The 24,652-nt window shown below is 64.4% G+C and carries 22 protein-coding genes; 18 read left to right on the top strand and 4 right to left on the bottom strand.

The features are described 5' to 3' along the window. Positions 1-27: 27 nt before the first annotated feature. Positions 28-2,676: a diguanylate cyclase domain-containing protein gene (locus I4X03_RS12770; RefSeq protein ID WP_223468621.1), complete on the bottom strand. Its 2,649-nt coding sequence runs from the start codon at positions 2,674-2,676 to the stop codon at positions 28-30. A gap of 576 nt (positions 2,677-3,252) precedes the next feature. On the opposite strand from I4X03_RS12770, the gene I4X03_RS12765 reads away from it, so the two are divergent. From I4X03_RS12765 to clpB, 6 genes are all read left to right on the top strand, one after another. Further along, positions 3,253-3,876, top strand: coding sequence for a hypothetical protein (locus I4X03_RS12765; protein WP_223468620.1), 624 nt, complete (start codon positions 3,253-3,255; stop codon positions 3,874-3,876). 99 nt (positions 3,877-3,975) lie between these two features. Beyond that, a complete protein-coding gene (locus tag I4X03_RS12760; RefSeq protein ID WP_223468619.1) occupies positions 3,976-6,522 on the top strand; it encodes a DUF349 domain-containing protein in 2,547 nt (848 codons plus the stop codon). Continuing rightward, complete coding sequence (moaE, locus tag I4X03_RS12755; protein WP_223468618.1) at positions 6,519-6,977, top strand: molybdopterin synthase catalytic subunit MoaE; 459 nt, start codon at positions 6,519-6,521, stop codon at positions 6,975-6,977. Before I4X03_RS12760 ends, moaE begins: the two co-directional genes overlap by 4 nt. Continuing rightward, entirely contained in the window at positions 6,974-7,348 is a 375-nt protein-coding gene (gene crcB / locus I4X03_RS12750; protein WP_370660517.1) for a fluoride efflux transporter CrcB, read from the top strand. The genes moaE and crcB overlap by 4 nt, the downstream gene beginning before the upstream one ends. Before the next feature lie 30 nt (positions 7,349-7,378). Further along, positions 7,379-7,939 carry a DUF5655 domain-containing protein gene (locus I4X03_RS12745; RefSeq protein WP_223469052.1) on the top strand — a complete coding sequence of 187 codons (561 nt, stop codon included), beginning with the start codon at positions 7,379-7,381 and terminating at the stop codon, positions 7,937-7,939. A 132-nt stretch (positions 7,940-8,071) separates the two neighbouring features. After that, a complete protein-coding gene (clpB, locus tag I4X03_RS12740) occupies positions 8,072-10,684 on the top strand; it encodes an ATP-dependent chaperone ClpB (RefSeq protein WP_223468616.1) in 2,613 nt (870 codons plus the stop codon). 100 nt (positions 10,685-10,784) lie between these two features. Here clpB and I4X03_RS12735 read toward each other — a convergent pair whose 3' ends face one another. Then, positions 10,785-11,579 carry an alpha/beta fold hydrolase gene (locus tag I4X03_RS12735; RefSeq protein ID WP_223468615.1) on the bottom strand — a complete coding sequence of 265 codons (795 nt, stop codon included), beginning with the start codon at positions 11,577-11,579 and terminating at the stop codon, positions 10,785-10,787. Positions 11,580-11,741: 162 nt separating this feature from the next. Between I4X03_RS12735 and I4X03_RS12730 the strand changes: the two genes are divergently transcribed. The 5 genes from I4X03_RS12730 (at position 11,742) to I4X03_RS12710 (ending at position 17,826) form a co-directional block, all read left to right on the top strand. Next, entirely contained in the window at positions 11,742-12,950 is a 1,209-nt protein-coding gene (locus tag I4X03_RS12730; RefSeq protein WP_223468614.1) for an MFS transporter, read from the top strand. Positions 12,951-12,988: 38 nt separating this feature from the next. Further along, a complete protein-coding gene (rraA, locus tag I4X03_RS12725; RefSeq protein ID WP_223469051.1) occupies positions 12,989-13,483 on the top strand; it encodes a ribonuclease E activity regulator RraA in 495 nt (164 codons plus the stop codon). A gap of 329 nt (positions 13,484-13,812) precedes the next feature. Then, positions 13,813-15,111, top strand: a complete 1,299-nt coding sequence (gene aceA, locus I4X03_RS12720) for an isocitrate lyase (protein ID WP_223468613.1) — start codon at positions 13,813-13,815, stop codon at positions 15,109-15,111. A gap of 195 nt (positions 15,112-15,306) precedes the next feature. Next, positions 15,307-16,410, top strand: a complete 1,104-nt coding sequence (locus I4X03_RS12715) for a 23S rRNA (adenine(2030)-N(6))-methyltransferase RlmJ (RefSeq protein ID WP_223468612.1) — start codon at positions 15,307-15,309, stop codon at positions 16,408-16,410. 141 nt (positions 16,411-16,551) lie between these two features. After that, on the top strand, positions 16,552-17,826 hold the full coding sequence (locus I4X03_RS12710; protein ID WP_223468611.1) for an EAL and HDOD domain-containing protein: 1,275 nt from the start codon (positions 16,552-16,554) through the stop codon (positions 17,824-17,826). 20 nt (positions 17,827-17,846) lie between these two features. Here the strand turns inward: I4X03_RS12710 and I4X03_RS12705 are convergent, their stop codons facing one another. Then, positions 17,847-18,596, bottom strand: a complete 750-nt coding sequence (locus I4X03_RS12705; RefSeq protein WP_223468610.1) for an SAM-dependent methyltransferase — start codon at positions 18,594-18,596, stop codon at positions 17,847-17,849. Positions 18,597-18,602: 6 nt separating this feature from the next. Further along, positions 18,603-19,217, bottom strand: a complete 615-nt coding sequence (locus I4X03_RS12700; protein WP_223468609.1) for a Maf family nucleotide pyrophosphatase — start codon at positions 19,215-19,217, stop codon at positions 18,603-18,605. A gap of 158 nt (positions 19,218-19,375) precedes the next feature. On the opposite strand from I4X03_RS12700, the gene I4X03_RS12695 reads away from it, so the two are divergent. From I4X03_RS12695 to acpP, 7 genes are all read left to right on the top strand, one after another. Continuing rightward, positions 19,376-19,873 (top strand): YceD family protein, encoded by a 498-nt coding sequence (locus tag I4X03_RS12695; RefSeq protein ID WP_223468608.1) that lies wholly within the window; start codon positions 19,376-19,378, stop codon positions 19,871-19,873. A 177-nt stretch (positions 19,874-20,050) separates the two neighbouring features. Further along, positions 20,051-20,233 (top strand): 50S ribosomal protein L32, encoded by a 183-nt coding sequence (gene rpmF / locus I4X03_RS12690; RefSeq protein ID WP_008449924.1) that lies wholly within the window; start codon positions 20,051-20,053, stop codon positions 20,231-20,233. Between the two features lie 191 nt (positions 20,234-20,424). Further along, positions 20,425-21,486 (top strand): phosphate acyltransferase PlsX, encoded by a 1,062-nt coding sequence (plsX, locus tag I4X03_RS12685; protein ID WP_223468607.1) that lies wholly within the window; start codon positions 20,425-20,427, stop codon positions 21,484-21,486. A 10-nt stretch (positions 21,487-21,496) separates the two neighbouring features. Then, positions 21,497-22,483: a beta-ketoacyl-ACP synthase III gene (locus I4X03_RS12680; RefSeq protein ID WP_223468606.1), complete on the top strand. Its 987-nt coding sequence runs from the start codon at positions 21,497-21,499 to the stop codon at positions 22,481-22,483. Between the two features lie 25 nt (positions 22,484-22,508). After that, positions 22,509-23,453, top strand: a complete 945-nt coding sequence (gene fabD / locus I4X03_RS12675) for an ACP S-malonyltransferase (protein ID WP_223468605.1) — start codon at positions 22,509-22,511, stop codon at positions 23,451-23,453. Between the two features lie 33 nt (positions 23,454-23,486). Next, a complete protein-coding gene (fabG, locus tag I4X03_RS12670; RefSeq protein WP_223468604.1) occupies positions 23,487-24,224 on the top strand; it encodes a 3-oxoacyl-ACP reductase FabG in 738 nt (245 codons plus the stop codon). A gap of 177 nt (positions 24,225-24,401) precedes the next feature. After that, positions 24,402-24,641, top strand: coding sequence for an acyl carrier protein (acpP, locus tag I4X03_RS12665; protein ID WP_020653257.1), 240 nt, complete (start codon positions 24,402-24,404; stop codon positions 24,639-24,641). Positions 24,642-24,652: the final 11 nt, after the last annotated feature.

The following is a 24,652-nucleotide window of genomic DNA, read 5'->3' as shown; positions in this document are numbered from 1 at the left end:
CCGGCGGCCTGCCCGCCACGACGAATGTCAGTTGGCGACGCGATAGGTGTTGCGGCCGGCCTGCTTGGCCTGGTACAGCAACATGTCGGCCTGTCGCAGCAGTTCCTCGGCTTCGATCGGGCCGCCGGCGAAGAAGGCCAGGCCGATGCTGGTCGACACCGAGACATTGACTTCGCCCAGCTTGAACGGCTTTTGCATGGCCGCGACGATCTTGGCCGCGATGGCCGAGGCGTCCTCGTTGCGCGCCAGGTTTTCCATCACGATGGTGAACTCGTCGCCGCCGAGGCGCGCCACGGTGTCGCTGGCGCGCACCGTATGCGTCAGGCGTCCCGAGAACGCCTTGAGCAGCGCGTCGCCGGTGTTGTGGCCGTAGGTGTCGTTGACCGGCTTGAAGTGGTCGATGTCCATGTACATCACCGCCATCAGCGAGCCTTTGTCGGTGCTGTTCTTCATCGCCGCGTTGAGTTTCTGGAAGAAGCCGGCGCGGTTGGTCAGCCCGGTCAGGGCGTCGATCTGCGACAGCATGATCAGCTGGCGCTTCTCGCGCTTGTGCGAGGTGATGTCCTGCCGCATGACGTGGAATCCAGCGATCGTGCGGCCGTCGTCGCCGGTCTGCGGTATGTACGTCACTTCGTAGGTGAGTTCGCGTCCATGGCTATCTTCGGATTCTTCGAACACGACGGTCTCGCCGGCCAGCGCGCGCCGCATGTATGGTTCGAGCGCCTTGTAGTGCCGTTCGCCTACGCTTGCGCGCACGCTGGCACCAAGCACGCTTTTACCGCCCAGGAAGTCGCGCACGAACGCCGCATTCTGGAAGCGGTAGACCTGCTTGGCGTCGACGTAGGCGATCATGGCCGGCAGCGCATCGGCAATGGTGCGCAGGCGCGCCTCGCTGGCGCGGTGGGCGGCCAGGGCCTCGCGCAGGTTCTGGTCCTGTTCGCGGCGGCGCGTCACGTCTTCGGCGATGCACAGGATGTATTCAAGCTGGCCATCGGTGTCGAACAGCGGCACCGACATCGTATGCAGGTAGCGAACGGTGCCGTCGGGCCGGTTGACCGGCCTTTCCGGCAGGTCGACGATCATCGGCGTATCGAGCATGGCCAGGTCTTCGGCCGGCGTGGACAGGCCAAAGCCGGGCGGGAACGCTTCGGCGTCGCGCTTGCCGATCACCTGGTCGGGCCGGTAGCCGGTGACCGCTTCGGCGGCCTGGTTCCAGATCCGGATCTGGCCGAAGCTCTCCGGGCGGGCGCTCTTGACGTAAATGAGCAGCGGCAGGTTGTTGATCAGCGACTGCAGGAAGTTGCGGCTGCCGCGGATCTCCAGTTCTTCGTGCTTGCGCACCGTGATGTCGCGCCAGGTGACGGCCACGCCGTCCTCGATCGGCACCACCTGGTGATGGATCCAGGTCGGGCTCTCGCCCTCGAGCCGGATCTCGAATTCTTCCGAGTGGGTGTGGCCGGTTTCCAGCACATCGACGTAGTGCCCGAACAGACCGGTGGTGGCAAGGCGCGGCAGGAACGCGAACGCCTTCTGGCCGAGCAGCCGGCCGCGCGGGTGTTTCAGGATCGCCGCGCCGATCTCGTTGATGTCGGCGATGACGAAGTCGACCACCTGGCCCTCCTCGCCGCGCACTGCCTTGAGCAGCATGAAGGCATCGAGGCTGCCGTGGACCGCGCCGCGCAGCATCGCCTGTGCTTCCTTTGCCGCCCGCATGCTGGCGCGCAGGCGCGTGCTTTGGCGCATCAGCGTGACGGTCACGCCCAGGATCAAGGCCCCGGCAAAGGCTGCGATGGCGAAGTAGGCCAGGCGCTGGCGCTCGAAGCTGGCCAGCGCCACATCGCGCGGGATGCCGACCACCGCGACCAGCGCATCGCGCCCCAGCTCGCTGGCGGCGTAGATGCGCGGCACCTCATCGAGCGATTCGTCCGGCACCACCTCGGCCAGCCTGCGCCCGCGTGTTCCAAGCGGCGTGAAGTCCAGCGTATCGCTGGTAAACAGCGATTCGCCAAGGCGGCCCGCCGACAGGCCCGCGGTCCGGTTCAGCAGCACGACGGCGGAGCGCTCGTCGATATCGAGACGGTCGTAATCGTCGATGAACAGCGAGGGCTCGATCACCATCACCACCACGCCGGCGAAGCTGCCGTCGGCGGACGACAGGCGCCGCGCCACCTGGATCTGCCAGGCGCTGGCGTGCGCCGAGGTGCGCGCGGCGGTGACCAGGTCGACGTCGCGCGCGCTGCCGGCAAGAACCGGGAAGTAGGGCGAGGCCGCGGCGCTGGTGGGCATGGGGCCGTTCAGGCTGTCGACCAGCTTGCCGCTGGCGTCATACACCGCCATCGGGATGCCCAGCCTGACCGGCAGCACGCTGTCGAGCAGGCCGCCGGGCGCGGCGAACTGCGCCAGCGGATAGGCGCCGGCCTGCTCGAAGCGCAACTTGAAGACGTGGGTCGCATGGCCGGCCTGGCGCAGGATGTTGCCAACGTAGTCCGACAGCATGCGCGCTTGCGACTGGCTCTGCCCGACCGCCTTGCTGTGCGCTACCTGGCGCTCAAGGTCGACCTGGTAAATCATCACGCCCCACAAGCCCAACAGCAACAAGGTGGCCGAGGCCGGTAGCAGGTAGGCTCCGAACCTTGTGGCGACCCAGCGGCGAAGCAGTTTGACTGAGGTGCTCAAGTTTCCCCTTAGATGAGACTTCCGGCATGCTGTACTAACATTCTGCCCCCAAAACCGCGGGTTTGGTCGCAGTTGGCGAAAAATAGTTCTTCCGGTTAAGAAAAAAATGCGGGCAGGACTCTAAAATAGCATCATGAGCGAACTGCACCTCACCATTGCCCGCGCCCGCGCGTTGCACCTGGCCGCACAGGTCCTGCTGTGACGCCAAGGCGCACCGGCGCGAGGGTGTGTTCGACCTGAAATCGGTGGCGCTGGAGCCGGGCGTGCGCATCAGCGACCGGTTCGCCGCCGATATCGCAGCGGCGTGCTGCGCTGGCCGCGCTGTCTCCTGGCGAAGCTGAGGCCGCCTAGGCAATATTGCAAACCTGCACAAATTAGGCCGTCGTCAATGCCCCCCGGCTTGCGCCATATCAAACCGGGGATGTCGGCCTTATTTACACTTGATCTTCCGGGCTGACGAAAACAGAGATCAAACAACAACCGTCAAGCCTTTCCAAAACATATACCGCCAGGTCCATCAGGCGCGCTTCGGTGCCGCCAGGGCGCCTTGCCGGCGAACGATCCCGAGGAGAGCGAATGTTAACGGCGACATACACCCTTGTAGCCCTGTCGGTCGAGCAAGCCAGCGTTCGTGTCAGCCTGCAGTCACTTCAAAAGTTACTGCCAACCAATTTCGTCAACCAGTCCGCCTTGACGGCCGGGCAGGTCAGCTACGCCTGCGATGCCTTGCAGCGGCTGTTCCACAACTGCCACTGGCGCAAGATCGACATTTTCCTGATTCCCGCAATCCGCCGCGCCACCTCGCACGCCAACAGCCTGCTCGATGAACTCGACGCGCTCAGCGATGTCGCCGGCCACGCCATTGCCGATGTCGTTGCGCGCGTCAACGCCGGACCAATCAACACGGCGGCCGGCGTGCGCCATTTCTGCATTGGCATTGACACCTTCTGCGACGCGATGCTGGCGCGGCTTGACCGCGAGGAACATGAATTATTCGCGCTGGCGCGCACCATGATTTCCGGCGAAGACTGGTTCGCTGTCGCCAACCAGATGCTCGCCCATGACGCCTACCGCCAGGAAAGCCGTCCGCTGCGCGACATCGCCGCGCCCGCGCCAGTGCTGAGCGACATGGACGACGCATTGACGGTTGGCGCGGCGCGCGCCATGGAGCGCCGCCACGCCAGCTGGGTCGCTGGGTAAATCCGCCGAGCTGCCGCCGGCACCCGAAACCGCCGCCAGTCCCGTGCTCCGGGCTGTGTTCTTGCTATGATGGTGGTTTTGAATGATTGATCCGACGTCATGTTCGAATTTCTTTTCAAGCGGTCCGGCGACAAGGCGGGCGTGGCCCCGGCCGAACAGGCTGAGCAGAAGGGCGGCCAGCGTGACCAGTCGCCGCAGCCCCAGCAAGTGTCGGCGCGCGCAGTGCAAGCCGAGCGGATCGCATCGCTGGCCGGCGACGAAGCCGCCGCTGCCGATTTCATCCTGAGCAGTGAGTTTTCCGAGCTGCGCCTGGCCGCAGCCGAATTCGTGCATTCGCGCGAACAGCTCGAACGAGTCCACGCGGCAATTCGCAACACCGACCGGCGCGTCGCAAAACTGCTGCAGTCGCGCCTGGACGCGATTCGCCACCACCAGGCCGAGCTTGAACGCGGGCGCGCCTGCATCGCCCACGCCCACACGCTTGCAGCCGACGACAAGCTCAGCCCGAACCAGGTCGCCGAGCTCGACCGCCGCTGGTCGGTGATCGCGGCCCCCGAGCTGAACCCGGAATTCGACGGCCTGCGCGCGCGGCTTGGGCGGCGCCTCGAAGCGCAGGTGCTGCTGCAGCGCGCGATGATCGACCGCCTGAATGCCTTGCGCGAGCTGGGCGCATCGAACTTGCCGGCCAGCGAAATGGCAGCGCAGCTTGACCGGCTGGACCAAAACCAGGCTGACGCGCTGGCGGCGCCCGAACATGCGACGCTGCCGCGCAGCCTGGTCAACGAGTTCGCGATGGAACTGGCGCGCGTCAGGGCCTCGCTGGGCGCGATCGAAAAGAGCCAGTCGGCATTGGCCGCGCGCGAAGCCGCGCTGGCCGAATGGGAAGCGGCGCCGCTCGAATCGCTCGACGCCGAACGCCTGCGCCGCGCCTGGCAGCAGTTCGGGCCGCTGCCGGCGGATGCGCCGCCCGCGCTGCAGCCACGCTTCGACGCGGTGCTGGCGGCCTTGCCGCAGCCGCTGCCGAAGGTGAAAGCGCTGCGCCCGCCGCAAGCGGCGCCTGGCGCCGGCGACGACTTCCTGGCCACGCTGGCGGCGCTGGAAGCGGCGCTGCAGCATGGTTCGCTGGCCGCCGCCGCCGACTGCGACAAGGCCCTCAAGGACAGCAAGGGCGTGCGCCTGTCGCCGCCGCAAGCCGAGCGCCTGGCCCATGCGCGCGCCGAGTTCAAACGCCTGTCCGACTGGGCGCGCTGGGGCGGCAACGTCTCGCGCGAAGAATTGATCAAGGCGGTGGAACAGCTGCCCGCGCAAAACCACCCGATGGCCGAACTGGCCAAAAAGGTCGGCAGCATGCGCGAACTCTGGAAGGCGCTCGACGCGCTGTCCGGGGCGGCGCCAAAGACGCTGTGGGAGCGCTTCGACTCGGCTTGCACGGTGGCTTACGCCCCGGCGGCGGCCCACTTCAAGCAGCTGGCGGGCGAACGCCACGCCAATGCCGACAAGGCGCAGGCGCTGGTCGCCGAAGCGGTGGCCGAAGCGGCGCGGCTTGCCGACGCCAGCGGCGCCGACTGGAAGCACGTGGCCGGCACGGTGCAGCGGCTGCGGCTGGCGTGGAGCCACCTTGGCGCCATCGACCGCAAGGAAAAGAAGCGGCTCGACCAGGAATTCGCCAATGCGCTCAACGTGCTCCAGGGCCCGCTGGAAGAGCGCCGCAAGTCGGAGGCGGCAGGGCGCGAAGAACTGATCGAGCAAGCCAGGGCGATCAATCCGCACGACCGCCATGCGCTCGACACGCTGCGCGCCTTGCAGGAGAGCTGGCAGGAACACGCCAAGGCGCTGCCGCTCGAACGCAAGACCGAGCAGGCCTTGTGGCAGCGCTTCCGCAGCGCCTGCGACGCGGTGTTCGCCAGCCGCAAGGAAAGCGCGCATGCGGCCGACGCCGAACGGCGCGCGCACCAGCAAGCCAAGGACGCGATCAGCGCGCGCCTGGAAGCGGCCGCCGAAGGCATCGAACCTGCGGCGGCCGGCAAGCTGCTGCGCGAGGCCGCCGCCGAGTGGCATGCGGCAGGGCCGGTGCCGCGCGCGAACGAGGCGAAAGTCGAAAAGCGCTATCACGCCGCGGTGGCGCTGCTGCAGCAGCATGCCGACCTGGCCAGGCGCAACGCCGGGCTGGCGCGGGCCAACGCGCTGCGCGAAAAGCTGCGCCTGTGCCAGGCGCTGGAATCGGCGCTCGCCCAGGGCAAGGAGATCGACCCGGGCCAGTGGACAACGCGCTGGGACAGCATGGCGCCGCTCAGCCCCGACTATGAGCAGGCGCTGGACGCGCGACTGCGCGCGGCGCTGGAGGCGGCGCGCTCAGGCCAGCGCGACGCGTATGTCCGGGTGCTCGAACAAAACAGCGACGCGCTGCTGCACGAGATCCTGCGGCTGGAAATCGCCACCGGCATCGACAGCGGTGCCGAGTTTGCGCGCGAGCGCCTGAAGCTGCAGGTCGAGGCGCTGCAAACCTCGCTCAAGTCGGGGCAGAAGCCGCACACCGAGTCGGCCCGGTTCCTGCACCTGTGCGCGATGCCTGCGCTGGCGGACGCCCGCACCGCGTCGCGCATCGAGCACCTGTTTGCCCGCATTCTCGGCAAGGACCAGACATGAGCGAGGTCAGCGTCCGCCAGGACGATTTCGACGTCAGCGCCGAACTGGCAGTGCTGCGCGCGCAAGACCCGCGCATCGGCGCGGTGGTCAGCTTTGTCGGCACCGTGCGCGACATGAACGACGGCGCCAGCGTCAGCGAAATGGAGCTCGAGCACTACCCGGGCATGACCGAGCAGGCGCTGGCGAACATCATCGAGCAAGCCCGGGCGCGCTGGCCGCTGTTCGGCGCGCGCGTGATCCACCGCGTCGGCCCGCTCAAGCCGCTCGAGCAGATCGTGCTGGTCGCCTGCGCCTCGGCCCATCGCGGCGAGGCCTTCGACGCCTGCGAATTCATCATCGACTACCTGAAGACCGAAGCGCCGTTCTGGAAGAAGGAACAGACGCCCGATGGCGCGCGCTGGGTCGACGCGCGCGAATCCGACGACAGCGCGCGCGCGAAATGGGGTGGCGTTTGAGCTGGCTGGCGGTGGGGCTGGGCGCCGCACTGGGCGCCTGGCTGCGCTGGGGGCTGTCGCTGTGGCTGGCCGGCGCGCACGGCAAGCTGGCGCTCGGCACGCTGGTGGCGAACCTGGCCGGCGGCTACCTGATCGGCTTGATGTTGGGGCTGTTTACGTCGCTGCCGCAGCTGTCGCCCGAGTGGCGGCTGTTTGCGGTCACCGGCTTCCTCGGCGGGCTGACGACGTTTTCGACGTTCTCCGGCGAAGCCATGCTGCTGCTGCAGCGCGGCGACTACGGCTGGGCCGCGGCACATTCGGCGCTGCACCTGGCCGGCTCGATCGGCTGCTGTATCGCCGGCTTCGCGACCTGGCGCATGCTCTCTGCCTGATCAAACCAATAAGGAGGTAATGTGGCGGATATGGACAAGGCGGTGGCGACCCAGCTGGCCAACATCGAGAAACGCAGCGGCAAGACCCTGGCCGAACTGGGCGAGATCCTGCGGGCCAGCGGGCTCGCCAAGCACGGCGAGCTGCGCGACTTCCTCAAGCGCGAACTGGGCATGGGCCACGGCGACGCCAACGCCACCGTCCACCATGTACTGGGCTCGGGCGGCGCGGCCGAGGCGGCGGGCAAGGAAGCCGACGAGGTACTGGACGCCATCTATGCCGGGCCGAAGGCGGCGTTGCGCCCGATCCACGACAAGCTGATGGCCGCCATGGCGCAGTTCGGCGAGTTTGAGATCGCGCCGAAGAAGGGCTACCTGAGCCTGCGCCGCAAGAAGCAGTTCGCGATGCTGGGCCCGGCCACCAACACGCGCGTCGAGCTTGGCCTGAACATGAAGGGCGTGGCGGCCAGCGGGCGCCTGCTCGAACAGGCGCCGGGCGGCATGTGCAATTACAAGGTCCGCATCGCCGATGCCGCCGAGGTCGACGACGAGCTGCTGGCCTGGGCCAGGCAAGCGTACGACAGTGCCGGCTGAGCAGCAGGCGCCGGTCCTACCTTGCGCCGCCCTGGCGCGATATCAGTCATGATGATTGGGGTGATGCCATCTTGAAAAGACATCCGCCCGGCCCAACCTTGCTTTCAAGTTAAATCCTACGGGAGCATTATCATGCGGCAAGACAAACTCACGACCAAGCTCCAGGAAGCGCTCGCCGATTCGCAAAGCCTGGCGGTCGGCAACGACAACCAATATATCGAGCCGGTACACCTGCTGACGGCCCTGCTGAGCCAGGACGACGGCGGCGCGCGTTCGCTGCTGCAGCGCGCCGGCGTCAACGTGGGCGGGCTGACGAATGCGCTCAAGAGCGCGCTCGAACGGCTACCGAAAGTGTCCGGCACCGGCGGCGAGGTCCAGGTCGGGCGCGAGCTGGTGTCGATGCTGAACCTGGCCGACAAGGAAGCGCAGAAGCGCGGCGACCAGTTCGTGTCGAGCGAGATGGTGCTGCTGGCGCTGACCGACGACAAATCCGACGCCGGCCGGCTGGCGCGTGAAAACGGCCTGTCGCGCAAGTCGCTGGAAACGGCCATCAATGCGGTGCGCGGCGGCGAGGGCGTGCAGTCGCAGGACGCCGAAGGCCAGCGCGAATCGCTCAAGAAGTACACGCTCGACCTGACCGAGCGCGCCCGCATGGGCAAGCTCGACCCGGTGATCGGCCGCGACGACGAGATCCGCCGCGCCATCCAGGTGCTGCAGCGGCGCACCAAGAACAACCCGGTGCTGATCGGCGAGCCGGGGGTCGGCAAGACCGCCATCGTCGAGGGCCTGGCCCAGCGTATCATCAACGGCGAGGTGCCCGATTCGCTCAAGGGCAAGCGCGTGCTGTCGCTCGACATGGCGGCGCTGCTGGCCGGCGCCAAGTACCGCGGCGAGTTCGAAGAGCGCCTCAAGTCGGTGCTCAAGGAGCTGGCGCAGGACGAAGGCCAGACCATCGTCTTCATCGACGAGATGCACACGATGGTCGGCGCCGGCAAGGCCGAAGGCGCGATGGACGCCGGGAACATGCTCAAGCCTGCGCTGGCGCGCGGCGAACTGCACTGCGTCGGCGCGACCACGCTCGACGAGTACCGCAAATATATCGAAAAGGACGCCGCGCTCGAGCGCCGCTTCCAGAAGATCATGGTCGACGAGCCGAGCGTCGAGGCGACCATCGCGATCCTGCGCGGGCTGCAAGACAAATACGAGCTGCACCACAAGGTGGAGATCACCGACGCGGCCATCATCGCCGCGGCCGAACTGTCGCACCGCTATATCACCGACCGCTTTTTGCCCGACAAGGCAATTGACCTGATCGACGAGGCGGCCTCGAAGATCAAGATCGAGATCGACTCCAAGCCGGAAGTCATGGACCGGCTGGAGCGCCGCATCATCCAGCTGAAGATCGAGCGCGAAGCGGTCAAGAAGGAAAAGGACGAAGCCTCGTTCCGCCGCCTGGAACTGATCAACGAAGAAATCGCGCGCCTGGAGCGCGAGTACAACGATTTCGAGGAAGTGCTCAAGTCGGAAAAGGCGATGGTGCAGGGGACTACCCACATCAAGGAAGAAATCGAAACGGTGCGCCACCAGATGGAAGAAGCGCGGCGCCAGAGCGATTACGGGCGCATGTCTGAGCTCCAGTACGGCCGCCTGCCGCAGCTGGAAGCCGAACTGAAACAGGCTGAAATCTCGGCCGGCAGCGAACAGCAGCAGAACAAGCCGAAGCTGCTGCGCACCCAGGTCGGCGCGGAAGAAATCGCCGAAGTGGTGTCGCGCGCGACCGGCATTCCGGTGTCGCGCATGATGCAGGGCGAGCGTGACAAGCTGCTGCACATCGAAGAGAAGCTGCACGAACGGGTGGTCGGGCAGGACGAGGCGATTGTCGCCGTGGCGGACGCGATCCGCCGCTCGCGCGCCGGCCTGGCGGACCCGAACCGTCCGTATGGCTCGTTCATGTTCCTCGGGCCGACCGGGGTCGGCAAGACTGAACTGTGCAAGGCGCTGGCGAACTTCCTGTTCGATACCGAGGACTCGATGATCCGCATCGACATGAGCGAATTCATGGAGAAGCATTCGGTCGCCCGCCTGATCGGCGCGCCGCCGGGCTACGTCGGCTACGACGAGGGCGGCTACCTGACCGAAGCGGTGCGGCGCAAGCCATACAGCGTGATCCTGCTCGACGAAGTCGAAAAGGCGCACCACGACGTGTTCAATGTGCTGCTGCAGGTGCTCGACGACGGCCGCATGACGGACGGGCAGGGCCGCACGGTCGACTTCAAGAACACCGTGATCGTGATGACCTCGAACCTCGGCTCGCACAAGATCCAGTCGATGGACAGCGACGACCCGGGCGTGGTCAAGCTGGCGGTCATGGCCGAAGTGCGCTCGCACTTCCGTCCGGAGTTCATCAACCGCATCGACGAGATCGTGGTGTTCCATGCGCTCGACGAGAAGAACATCGGCGCGATCGCCAAGATCCAGCTCAAGCACCTGGAAGCACGCCTGGGCAAGATGGAGATGGCGCTCGATATCGACGACGCGGCGCTGCAGAAGATCGCCGAGGCCGGCTACGACCCGGTGTATGGGGCGCGTCCGCTCAAGCGGGCGATCCAGCAGCAGATCGAAAATCCGCTGTCCAAGGCGATTTTGAGCGGCAAATTCGGGCCGAAGGACACGATCCGCGTGCGCGTGGATCGCGGCAACCTGGTGTTCGAGGAGCCGGCTGCGGCCGAGGCGGAACCGGCCTGACGCTGTGCCCTGAAGAAGGCCGCGCCCCGGTGAATGCCGCGGCGCGGTTTTTTTATGCGCCTTGCGCTTGCCGCAGCCAGCTGGACGGGGCGGCCAGCGTTTATAGGCCGGGCGCGGCGATGCCTGCTGAGAACGTTCGGATATGGCCGGGAAATTGAAGCAAGTCCTCGTGACTCTTGGCAATATGCAATGTGGAGTTCGGCAACAGCTCGTGGAGCTCATGCGCGGACGCGAGCGGGTGGGTGGTGTCGCCGGTCCATGCGAGGATCAATGTGGGAATGTGGGCGATGGCTTGCAGGTGCGCGCGCGCCGGCAGGTCGGACATCGCCGCGCCATGGAACAGGTCGGGGATGATGCGGCGGTCCAGCGCACGCACCCCGATGGCCAGGCTGGCCGCGATGCCGGGTGACGCGTCGGTCAGCCAGTGGGGCAGGGTGCGGGCCAGGTCGCGGCTCATCAGCTTGGCCAGTGCGCGGCCATCGGTCTGCGTGCCGCGCTCGCCGATGCGCTTGTACAGTCCGCGCTGCGCTGCGCGGTTTTCCCAGATTATTGGCGGCAGCGCGAGGATCAGGCCTTTGACGCGTTCCGGTGACTGTACAGCGGCATGGATGGCCGCTGCGCAGCCCATCGACATGCCGCCGGCGATGAAGCAGGGCGCGCCACTGGCATCGGCGACGCAGAGCATGTCGGCGCCCAGCCTGGACCACTGGTAGTGGTGGGCGCCGCGCGGGGCGCTGCTTCCGCCATGGCCGCGCGCGTCATAACGGATCAGCCTGGCCGCTTCGGCCTGCGCGTTCCAGCCGAACCAGCCGAGCGCGTCCTCGGTGCCCATGCTCGACAACAAGCCATGCGCCCATAACAGCGGCTGGCCGTGGCCGGCCGCCTGTATCGTCAAACCTGTCCCCGCACCATCCATCCACCACTCCATGTTCCAAAATTGGGGTCTGTCCCCGATTTTAGAATGTTTTCGGGGGTATTGCCGTCGAAACTGCGCGGGGTTCGGCAGATGGCTTGGAACAGCGATACACTACCGGCTCAACCTTCCCTGAGCCTTTCAATGCAACCAGCTTCCTTGCGCGATGACGCGCGCGTCATCGGCCTTGTCGGCCTCGCGCATGGGGTGTCCCACTTTTATCACCTGATCCTCGCCAGCCTGTTTCCCTGGCTGAAGCCGGCGTTCAACCTGACGTACGCCGAACTGGGCCTGTTGATGACGGTCTTCTTCGTCGTGTCCGGCGTCGGCCAGGCGCTGGCCGGCTTCGTGGTCGACCGCGTCGGCGCGCGCCGGGTGCTGTTCGGCGGCATGGCGCTGCTGGGCATCGCTTCGCTTTTGCTGGCCGGCGCCAACCATTATGCGATGCTGCTGGCCGGGTCGATGCTGGCCGGGCTCGGCAATTCGGTGTTCCATCCGTCCGACTATACCTTGCTGAACCAGCGCGTGTCGAAGGCGCGCATCGCGCATGCTTTCTCGGTGCATGGCGTCAGCGGTAATCTGGGCTGGGCGGCCGCGCCCGTGTTCCTGGCCGGCCTGGCGACGTTCTCCAGTTGGCGCATGGCATTGCTGGCAGCGTCGGTGATTCCGTTTGCTACCTTGCTGCTGTTGTTCCTGAACCGCGCGGCGCTGTATTCCGATCCGCTTGCGCCGCAAGGCCAGGTGGCCGCCGAGGGCAGCGCGCTCAGCTTCCTGCGCCTGCCCGCCGTGTGGATGAGCTTTGGCTTCTTCTTCCTCTCGGCCGTCGCGCTGGGCGGCATCCAGAGCTTTTCGTCGACCAGCCTGGTGTCGCTGTACCAGGTGTCGCTGGCGTCGGCCATGGCCGGCTATTCGGCATACATGCTGGCCTCGGCGGGCGGGATGGTGGCGGGCGGCTTCATGGCGGCGAAGACCCGGCACCACGACCGCACCATCGCTGGCGCCTTTACGCTGGCTGCCGCGCTGGCGCTGGTGCTGGCGTCGGGCGCCGTGCCCGGATGGTCGACCACGATCCTGATGGGGCTGATCGGGCTGGCCGCGGGCGTGGCCGGCCCGTCGCGCGACCTGCTGATCCGCGCCGCCGCGCCGAAGCAGGCAACCGGCAGGGTATTTGGCGTCGTTTATGCTGGTCTCGACAGCGGCCTCGCCGTCGGCCCGCTGTTGTTCGGCGCGCTGATGGATGGTGGCCATCCGTCATGGGTGTTCATCTGCATCGCGTTGTTCCAGGTACTGGCCATCGCCACCGCCGTGGGTGTGGGCGGACGCGGCCGCGCGCCGGCGCTGCAAAGCGCATAGAATGGTGGAAATGATATTTTTCCACGGAGTCTGCCATGCTGAATTTCGCCACCGCCGATATCTGCGACGACCATTCCCAGCTGCTGGAGGATGGCCGGCTCGCCGTCCTGCCTCCGGTATTTCGCCATTTCGGCCAACACAGCAAATTCGCCGGTCCGGTGGTGACGCTGAAGGTGTTTGAAGATAATGCGCTGGTGCGCGCGACGCTCGAGACGCAAGGCAACGGCAGCGTGCTGGTGGTCGATGGCGGCGGCAGCCTGCGCCGCGCGCTGGTCGGCGGCCAGCTGGCGCTGCTGGCGCAGGATAATGGATGGGCCGGCATCGTCGTCGATGGCTGCGTGCGCGATTCCGACGAGATCAATGCGTGCATGGTCGGCGTGCGCGCCCGTGCGACGCATCCGCAAAAGCCCGCCAAGCGCGGCGCCGGCGAGCGTAATATCCGCGTCATGATCGCCGGCGTTCCGGTCACCCCAGGCGACTGGATCTACGCCGACGCCGATGGCGTTCTTGTCGCGCAACAGAAGGTCGCCTGACCCGGCACATCCAAGCGCTGCATCCCTCGATTTATTGCCTGATCTCAACGTTCAAGGTTCGTGCCGGGGCATCCTTGCCGGGCGCGGGGTTTTCATTGGACGGGATGAGCATTTCACATTGCGGAACGCCAGGCGAATTTCCCGTGCCAATCTCTTCCATTCTAAGAAATTAAATTCCGCATCATGAAATTAAAAATGTAAGCTCTTGAATATAAACATTTAAATTTTGCTTATATGTCTTATATAAGAGTTGTTGTGCCATGCACAAAAAGCGCTATGATGTATCTAACGGATTTCACTTCATAACTTGGTTTTTTTAGGAGAGCACCATGGCAACTCGTGAACAGCAAACAGCAGCCCTGCAACAAGATTGGGACACCAACCCGCGCTGGAAAGGCGTTGTCCGCAACTATACGGCGGCTGATGTCGTCAGGCTGCGTGGATCGCTGAAAATCGAGCACACGGTGGCCCAGCGCGGCGCCGAAAAACTGTGGGACCTGGTCAACAACGAGCCGTTCGTCAACGCCCTCGGCGCGATGACCGGCAACCAGGCGATGCAGCAAGTCAAGGCCGGCCTGAAGGCAATTTACCTGTCCGGCTGGCAGGTCGCCGGCGACGCGAACGTGGCCGGCGAGATGTATCCCGACCAGTCGCTGTACCCGGCCAACTCGGTGCCGCTGGTCGTCAAGCGCATCAACAATACCTTCGCCCGCGCCGACCAGATCCAGTGGTCCGAAGGCAAGGATGACATCGATTACTTCGCGCCGATCGTCGCTGACGCGGAAGCCGGTTTCGGCGGCGTGCTGAACGCCTACGAACTGATGAAGTCGATGATCGAGGCGGGCGCCGCCGGCGTTCACTTCGAAGACCAGCTGGCGTCGGTAAAAAAATGCGGTCACATGGGTGGCAAGGTGCTGGTCCCGACGCGTGAAGCCGTCGAAAAGCTGACCGCTGCGCGCCTGGCCGCCGACGTGATGGGTACGCCAACGCTGGTGATCGCCCGCACCGACGCCGAAGCGGCCGACCTGCTGACGTCCGACGTCGACCCCAACGATGCGCCGTTCTGCACCGGCGAGCGCACGGTGGAAGGTTTTTACCGCGTCAAGCCAGGCATCGAGCAGGCCATTTCGCGCGCGATCGCCTATGCGCCGTTCGCTGACCTCGTGTGGTGCGAAACGGGCAAGCCGGACCTGGCGTTCGCCAAGCAGTTCGCCGATGCCGTCCACTCCAAGTTCCCAGGCAAAATGCTGGCGTACAACTGCTCGCCATCGTTCAACTGGAAGAAGAACCTGGATGACGCGACCATCGCCAAGTTCCAGAAAGAGCTGGGCGCCATGGGCTACAAGTTCCAGTTCATCACCCTGGCCGGCTTCCATGCGCTGAACTACGGCATGTTCAACCTGGCCCACGGTTATGCGCGCCGCCAGATGTCGGCCTTCGTCGAGTTGCAGGAAGCCGAATTCGCTGCCGCCGACAAGGGCTTCACCGCGGTCAAGCACCAGCGCGAAGTCGGCACCGGCTACTTCGATGCCGTCACCCAGACCATCCAGCAGAACCAGAGCTCGACCACCGCGCTGCACGGATCGACCGAAGATGAACAGTTCTTCGACGATAAGAAAGTCGCTTAAACCCTGCTAGCGACTGACGGGTTCGCCCGTATGGGCCGCAGTTGAATGTCGCAATCCGGCATTAAACTGCGGCCCTTTGTCGTTCTTGGAGGATAATGGAGGACCAGAACACCTTTTTTATGGAATTTCCACGCTATGTTGAGCTACCGCCACGCCTTTCATGCGGGTAACCACGCTGACGTCCTGAAGCACTTTGTGCAGATTCAGTTGCACGAGTACATGAACCAGAAGGACACGGCCTATACCTACATCGACACCCATTCGGGTGCCGGCGTGTACGCGCTCGACAGCGGCTACGCGTCGAAGAATGCCGAATACGAAACCGGCATCGGCCCGCTGTGGGAGCGCAAGGACTTGCCGAAGTCGCTGGCCGCCTACGTCAACGTGGTCAAGGGCCTGAACCCGAGCGGCAAGATGCGTTATTACCCGGGCTCGCCTTACTGCGCCGACAAGATGATGCGCGAGATCGACCGCCTGCGGCTGTTCGAGCTGCACCCGGCCGACAGCAAAATCCTCGCCGACAATTTCCGCAAGGTGGAAGAGCACGCCGCCCAGCAGGGCGAGCGCCCGTCGGGACGCGGCCGCCGCGTGCTGATCGAGCGCGGCGACGGCTTCCACGCCATCAAGACCTTGCTGCCGCCGCCGTCGCGCCGCGCGCTGGTGCTGATCGACCCGCCGTACGAGGACAAGCAGGACTACCGCAAGGTACGCGACATGCTCAACGACTCGCTGGCGCGCTTCCCGAGCGGCGTCTACGCAGTCTGGTATCCGGTGTTGCAGCGCATGGAATCGCGCCAGTTCGCCGACAAGCTCAAGCGCCTGCCGTGCAAGGAATGGCTGAACGTCACGCTCACCGTCACCACGCCCGGCCCGGATGGCTTCGGCCCGCTGCACAGCAGCGGCATGTTCATCCTGAACCCGCCGTACACGCTTGAGCCGACCTTGCGCGAAGTGATGCCTTACCTGGTCAAGGTGCTGGGCAAGGATGCCGGCGCCACCTTTACCATCGAACGCGGCGCCCAAGTCACCGGTACCGCGACCACGCGCCTCGGCGCCAATGGTACGGTGCGCATGCCGGTGGGCAATGCACGCCGCGCCAGTCCGACCTCCGGCACCGGCAGCCTGCGTCTCCCGGGCCAGGCGCCGGCTGGAACGCCAGGGGCCGCCGCCGGTCCTCGCACTCCCGCCAAGCCGGGCAGCCAGCGCCCGGGCGGCGCCCCGGTGCGCTCCAGCGCGCGCCCGACGGCGGCCACGGCGCCGACCGGCCGCCCGGGCGGACGCGGTCCCAAGCGTCCGTGATCCGGTTCTGACTCAGCCGTTCGATTCAATATCGAAAAGTTAAGTTTATAATATTTATAGTATATTCAAGCTGTGGCCTTCCTTTGCGGAATCGCCACGGCTGGCTGCCGCCCCGGCGTCCAGTCGCATCCTGGAGTTTTCATGGCTAACGAGGCCACCATTTCCGACGATTTCTTTCTCGCGCGCCAGCCGATCCTGGGCCGCGACCAATGCCTGGTGGCATACGAACTCTTGTTCCGCACCGAAGGCGCGCTTGAAGCGAATGTGACCGACCATGCCTCGGCCACCGCCGCGGTGATTTCGCACGCCTCCCAGCTTGGCATGGAAACCGTGCTTGGCGGCCGCCTGGCCTTCCTGAACGTCGACGAAGTCGTGCTAATGAGTGATTTCGTCCGCTTTCTCCCGCATGACAACGTGATCCTTGAAATTCTCGAGACCGTCAAGGCAACGCCAGAGCTGGTGGCCCGGGTGGTGGAATTGCGCGAACTTGGATTTAAATTCGCGCTCGATGACGTGATTGCGGCATCGGACGATGTGAACAAGCTGTTCGACCTGGCCGATGTGATCAAGATCGACCTGAAAGGCATCAACCGCAGCAAGCTGCCGGCGCTGGTCCGCAAATTCAGCGGCCATCAGAAAAAGCTGCTGGCCGAAAAGGTCGAGACGGTTGAAGAGTTCGACGAATGCATGGCGCTGGGTTTCGATTATTTCCAGGGCTTTTACTTTGCGCGCCCGACCATCATGAGCGGCAAGAAGATTGCGCCGACCGAGCTGGTCATCCTGCGGCTGCTCGACCTGATCAATTCGGACGCCGACGACAGCGAAATCGAGATGGCGGTCAAGCGCGATGCCTCGGTTGGCCTGAACCTGCTGCGGCTGGTGAATACGCCGGCTGCCGGCACCACCAGCCACATCGATTCGCTGGGCGAAGCGATTCACCGGCTCGGCCGCGACCGCCTGCAGCGCTGGCTGCAGATTTTGCTGTACTCCAAGCCCGGCGGCGTGGTGGAACTGAATTCACCGCTGCTGCAGATGGCTTCGACGCGCGGCAAGCTGATGGAGCTGATGGCCCAGTGCTTGCGTCCAGGCATGCGCTCGTACGCCGATACCGGGTTCACGGTCGGCATCATGTCGCTGATGGATGCCTTGTTCTCGATGTCGATGCAGGATGTGCTGGAGACCGTCGAGGTGCCTGACGAGGTTCGCGCCGCGCTGCTTGAGCGGTCCGGCGAGCTGGGCGAGATGCTGCGGGTTGTCGAGCTGCTGGAGAATCCGAACGAGGGCCCGGCGCTGACCCGGGCGCTCAGGAAGCTCGGCATCAAGGTGCGCCAGGTCCGCGAAATCGAGCTGCGCGCGTTTGAGTGGGTCAACGAGCTGGCGCACGAGGTACCGGTGCCCAGGAGCCGGGCCGCTTAGGACGTGGGTTTTAAAGCGTCCTACTGTCCCAGCAACAAAAACACCGTCGGCTTCTTATGGAAGTCGGGCGCCTTGCCCGCCGCCAGCGCCGCTTTCCACTTGTTCGCCGCCATCGTCCGCACCGACTCGGTCGGCAAGCTCAGGTCGGTCGCCACGCAGATCAGGGTCCCGGGCTGGCAACTGGCCACCAGCGCCTCGAGCATCTGCCCGTTGCGGTATGGCGTCTCGATAAAGAGCTGGGTCTGTTTCTCGTTGCGCGAACGTAGCTCCAGCTCTTTCAGCCGCTTGCTGCGCAGCGCCGCATCGGTCGGCAGGTAGCCGTTAAACGCAAAACTCTGTCCATTGAGCCCGCTCGCCATCACCGCCAGCAACAGCGACGACGGCCCGACCAGCGGCCGTACCGCGATGCCATGCTGATGCGCCAGGCGCACCAGGTCGGCGCCCGGATCGGCCACCGCCGGCACGCCGGCCTCCGATACCAGCCCGGCGTCGCGCCCGGCCAGCAGCGGCGCAAGCAAGCCCGCCAGGGCCGCCGCCGGGGTGTTGACATTCAGCTCGGCAATCTCGATTTCCTGCAGCGTCTTGGCCAGCGGATGGTTGATCGCGACCAGTTTCAGGAAGGCGCGCGCGGTTTTGGCGTTTTCGGCCACAAAATAATCGAGGCTGGCCGTGACCGCCTGCACATGTTCGGGAATCACGTGCGACAGCGCGCCAGGGACCGCGTCGGTCGCGCCAAGGGTGTTCGGAATCAGGTAAAGGGTGCCGGGCATGAGAGCTCAAGAGGTAAAGAAGTGAATGCCGGCCTTGCGCAGCATGCCGGTCAGGGCAATTAGCGGCAGGCCGGTGAGGGCGGTCGGGTCGGTGCTGCTGACGTCGGACAGGAGCGCAATGCCCAGTCCTTCGTTCTTGGCGCTGCCAGCGCAGTCGTACGGCTGTTCGATGCGCAGATAGGCGTCGAGCTCGGCATCGGGCAAGTCGCGGAAGGTGACGAACACTTGCACGTTCTCGACCTGCGCCGGGCCGGTGAGGGCGGTGGCGCGGCCGTCCCAGACGCACAGGGCGGTGTGGAACACGACCCGGCGCCCGCGCATCTTTTGCAGCTGGGCCAGGGCGGCTTCGTGACTGCCGGGCTTGCCGATCTGCTCGCCATTCAAGGTGGCGACCTGGTCCGAGCCGATGACGATGCTGCCCGGAGCCCGCTCGGCCACCGCGCGCGCCTTGGCGCAGGCCAGGCGCAGTGCGGTCGCTTCCGGGGCTTCGCCGGCCAGCGGCGCCTCGTCGATGTCGGGCGCCATCACCTCGAACGGCAGCCGCAGGCGGCTGAGCAGTTCACGGCGGTAGGCGGATCCCGATGCAAGAATCAGGCGCGGCGAGGCGGAAGTTGGTATCATATGGGGCGGCCGAAAAAGGGTGGGCGCCAGCCCGGCAACCACGCGATTGTCCGGCCAGCCACAAGTCTCGCCGCGTGCCTGCAAAAAATGCGCTAAGTCTTTGACTCTGCGGCGAGAAGCCTGTTATTATCGCAGGTTTTCCGGGGAAAATTTCTGCAATGAGCGCTTTTGTCATCGACGCTTTTGAATTTAGTCGAAGCAACGGCCATCGCGACGGCGTCACGCCTGTCGCCGAAATGAGCCGGTTAAACAAGGAATGTGCTGACCAGTCGGGCGACATCGCCTGGGCTGTCGATGGCGCAACCAGCAAGCATGGTTATCCGCAGCTGACGGTCTCGGTGTCGGGCACGGTCCAGCTGAATTGCCAGCGCTGCCTGACCCCGTTCGCGTACGAGATCGATTCGTCGACCGTGCTGATGCTGGGCAGCGACGACGAAAACGCCGACGAGATCGAGGAAGTCATCGCCGACGAAAGCATCGACGTCATCGTCGGCAGCCGTACCTGCGATATCCGCGACCTGCTGGAAGACGAGGCCTTGCTGGCCCTGCCGCTGGCGCCGAAACACGAGGTGTGCCCGGACGCGAGTCTGCTGGAGTCCCTCAAGACCGATAAGCCGTCGCCATTTGCGGGCTTGAAATCGCTGAAACCAGAATAAGCAGTACGTAACAGACGTGTCAAACGCGTGTAGTAATCGAGTATGGCAGTGTGTAGTGAAATGTGAGACAGCGTTAAACATGTCGGCGAAGTAACATTTGCCGCTGGGATACTCGATAAGCATGTATTTGCAAGTCGATTGTGTTAGAATTTTAGAACTTATGTATTAGGAGTCATCATGGCAGTTCAGCAGAATAAGAAGTCCCCTTCGAAGCGCGGCATGCACCGTTCGCACGATTTCCTGGTTGCTCCGCAGCTGGGTATCGAGCCAACCACTGGTGAAACGCACCTGCGTCACCACATCTCGCCAAACGGTTTCTACCGTGGTCGTAAAGTTTTGAAGACCAAAAACGACGAGTAATCGACGTTTTGTCTTCTAAGATGAAGGCGGTGCTGCGTATTAATCGTGCGTTGCGCCGCTTTTTCTTTGTCCCCGGCTGCAATCAGTTTTTGCACACCGTCATTTTGAAATCCGCTGCATCTGGCTGGCGCCTGCCTGTTTTCAGATCGCGTCTTGCCGCCCGTTGTAGTTGATTTGCGGTAACCCAACAAATGACAATTAAAATATCCATCGACTGCATGGGCGGCGACCACGGCCCGACTGTCACTATTCCTGCGGCAATTTCCTTCGTCAATAGCGAACCCCAGGCGGAGCTGATCCTGGTCGGCCTGGAAGAGGTGTTGCGCGCCGAACTCAAGAAGCATAAAGCGGACAACCATCCGCGCCTGTCGGTGCAGCATGCATCCGAACTGGTGGAAATGGACGATCCGGTCGAGGTGGCACTGCGCCGCAAGAAGGATTCGTCGATGCGCGTGGCGATCGAAATGGTCAAGGCCGGCAAAGCGGACGCCTGCGTCTCGGCCGGCAATACCGGCGCCCTGATGGCGGTGTCGCGCTACGTGCTCAAGACCATGGCCGGCGTCGACCGCCCGGCCATTTGCTCGATCCTCCCGAACCAGAAGAACGGCCCGACCTACATGCTCGACCTGGGCGCCAACGTCGATTGCGAGCCGCACCACCTGCACCAGTTCGCCATCATGGGGTCGGTGCTGGTGTCGGCGATGGAAGGCATCGCGCGTCCGACCATCGGCCTGCTCAATGTCGGGACCGAAGAAATCAAGGGCAATGAGGTGGTCAAGTCGACCGCCAAGCTGCTGCGCGAGGACCACGAGCGCGGAATCCTTAACTTCTACGGCAACGTTGAAGGCAACGACATCTTCAAGGGCACCACCGACATCATCGTCTGCGACGGTTTCGTCGGCAATGTCACGCTGAAGGCGGTCGAGGGCCTTGGCCGCTTCGTCAAGGACGTGATGACCAGCGAATTCAAGCGCAGCCCGCTGACCATGCTGGGCGCACTGGTTGCCCGCGGCGCGCTGAAAAACATCGGCAACCGCTTCAATCCGTCGCGCTACAACGGCGCCAGCCTGCTCGGTTTGCGCGGCCTCGTATTCAAAAGCCATGGCGGCGCGGATTCTTACTCGTTTGAGTGGGCGATCAAACGCTCGTTCGATGCGGCAAAATATAATGTGCAAGAGCAGCTCTCGACGCTGATCGCTGAGCTGATGCCCCGCACGCCTGATCAGGATTTGACAGGCTCAACTACCCAGTAGGACGGTTCGAATGACTTTGTACAGCAAAATTATCGGCACCGGCAGCTATCTGCCAGCACGGCGCGTCTCCAACGATGAACTGGCCGCGCAGCTGGCGGCCAAGGGAATCGAAACCTCGGACGAGTGGATCGTGTCGCGCAGCGGTATTTCCGCGCGCCACTACGCGTCGACCGAGCAGATGTCGTCCGACCTGGCGGTCGAGGCCGCCAAAAAGGCGCTCGAGATGGCGGGCAAGCTGCCCGAGGACATCGACCTGGTCATCGTGGCCAGCTCGACGCCGGACTTCCACGGCAGTTTCCCGAGCACCGCCTGCATCGTCCAGCGCAAGCTCGGCATGCACAACAACAGCGCCGCGTTCGACGTCCAGGCCGTCTGCAGCGGCTTCGTCTACGCCGTCTCGGTGGCCGACGCCTTCATCAAGGCCGGCGTGCACAAGAACGTGCTGGTGATCGGCGCCGAAGTCTTCTCGCGCATCCTCAATTTCGAAGACCGCACCACCTGCGTGCTGTTCGGCGACGGCGCCGGCGCCATCGTCATGAGCGCCTCGAGCGAGCCTGGCGTGCTGTCGACCAAGATGCATGCCGACGGCCGCTACGCCGATATCCTCAGCATTCCGGGCAGCCTTGCCGGCGGCGCGATCGAAGGCAGCGCCTTCCTGTACATGGATGGCCAGGCGGTGTTCAAGCTGGCCGTCACGGTACTCGAGCAGGTGGCCAACGAAGTGCTGGAAGAAGCCGGCATGACGTCGTCGCAGATCGACTGGCTGATTCCGCACCAGGCCAATATCCGCATCATGAAGAGCACCGCCAAGAAACTCGACCTGCCGCTGGAAAAGATGGTCGTTACCGTCGACCAGCACGGCAACACCTCGGCCGCTTCGGTGCCGCTGGCGCTCGACAAGGCGGTACGCGATGGCCGCGTGAAGGCGGGCGATAACGTCATGCTCGAAGCGGTAGGCGGCGGTTTCACCTGGGGCGCTGTCCTCTTCAAGATGTAAGAACAAGCACGGAGATCACCAGTTCATGAGTAAATTCGCATTCGTATTCACCGGCCAGGGTTCGCAGGCCGTCGGCATGCTGGGCGGTTTCGCCGGCAACGCCATCGTCGACCAGACCGTGCTTGAGGCGTCCGATGCGCTCGGCTTCGACCTCGGCAAGCTGATCGCCGAAGGCCCGAAGGAAGACCTCGACCTGACCACCAACACCCAGCCGGTGATGCTCACGGCGGCAGTGGCCGTCTACCGCGCATGGATCGCCGCCGGCGGCGCCAAGCCGGCGCTGGTTGCCGGACATAGCCTGGGCGAATACTCGGCGCTGGTCGCGGCCGGCGTGATCGCGTTCAAGGACGCCGTGCCTCTGGTGCGCTTCCGCGCCCAGGCGATGCAGGAAGCGGTGCCGGTCGGGCAGGGCGGCATGGCCGTCATCCTCGGCCTGAGCGCTGACGCAGTGCGCGCCGTATGCCTTGATGCCAGCGCGGCCGATCCATCGCTGGTGGTGGAGCCTGTCAATTTCAACGAACCGACCCAGATCGTGATCGCCGGGCACAAGGCGGCCATCGAGCGCGCCTGCGAACTGGCCAAGGCCGCGGGCGCCAAGCGCGCCATGCTGCTCGCCGTGTCGGCGCCATTCCATTCGTCGCTGCTCAAGCCGGCGTCGGACCGCCTGCGCGACTACATGGAGAACATCACCTTCAACGCGCCGCAGATCGACCTGATCAACAACGTCGACGTGGCCATCGAGACCGATCCTGCCCGCATCAAGGACGCGCTGGTACGCCAGGCCGCAGGCCCGGTGCGCTGGGTCGAAAGCATGCAGAAGATGGCGGCAAGCGGCGTCACCCAGGTGATCGAATGCGCGCCAAGCAAAGTGCTGGTCGGCATGGCCAAGCGGATCGACGCCAGCCTGGCCGGCGACGCGCTGACCGACCAGGCCGCGCTTGAACGGGTGCTCGCCTCGCTCAACGCGTAAGCTGCATACAGAACCAGAACCAAAAGGATAACCATGAATCTGCAGAACCAAGTCGCCCTCGTGACCGGCGCATCGCGCGGCATCGGCAAAGCCATCGCACTGGAACTGGCGCGCCAGGGCGCCAAGGTGGTCGGCACCGCCACGTCCGAATCGGGCGCGGCGGCAATTTCCGACTACCTCGCCGAATTTGGCGGTAAAGGCGCGGTATTGAACGTTACCGACGCCGCCGCCTGTGGCGCCATCGTCGACGACGTACAGAAGTCGTTCGGCAGCCTGTCGATCCTGGTCAACAATGCCGGCATCACGCAAGACCAGCTGGCCATGCGCATGAAGGACGAGGAATGGGACAATGTCATCTCGACCAACCTGAGCGCCGTGGGCCGCATGTCGCGCCTGGTATTGCGCGGCATGATGAAAGCCAAGGCCGGCCGCATCATCAACATCACCTCGGTGGTCGGCGCGTCCGGCAACCCGGGCCAGATGAACTACGCTGCTGCCAAGGCCGGCGTGGCCGGCATGACGCGCGCGCTGGCGCGTGAAATCGGCAGCCGCAACATCACCGTCAACTGCGTGGCGCCGGGCTTTATCGATACCGACATGACCAAGTCGCTGTCGGCAGACCAGCACGCCGCGCTGCTGACGCAGATTCCGCTGGCGCGCCTTGGCGCACCCGAAGACATCGCCCACGCGGTGGCTTTCCTGGCCGGCCCGCAAGCGGCATATATCACCGGTACCGAGCTGCATGTGAACGGTGGCATGTACATGAATTGATGGCTGGCCCGCTGCCGCTCAGTTTCCAATGGGAAATCCATCTACGAATGGCAGCGAGATCTCATCATTTAGCAGCACTTTCGGTTGAATTCGCGTCATACGCCGAAATTAGTTTTTAAGCGCGCAAACCTGCTAAAATGCGCGCACTTTCCGTAACACACACAATGGAGCCAAAACATGTCGGATATCGAACAACGCGTTAAAAAAATCGTCGCTGAGCAACTGGGTGTTGCCGAAGCGGACATCAAGATCGAATCGTCGTTCGTCGATGACCTCGGTGCTGATTCGCTCGACACCGTAGAGCTGGTGATGGCGCTGGAAGATGAATTCGAAATGGAAATCCCTGACGAGCAGGCAGAAAAGATCACGACCGTGAAGCAAGCAATCGACTACGCTACCGCGCACGTCAAGGCCTAAGCTTTACCGTT

The organism is Massilia soli (assembly GCF_016809835.1).
Taxonomy (GTDB): Bacteria; Pseudomonadota; Gammaproteobacteria; order Burkholderiales; family Burkholderiaceae_D; genus Telluria_A; species Telluria_A soli.
This window is presented reverse-complemented; position numbering and strand designations above follow the sequence as displayed.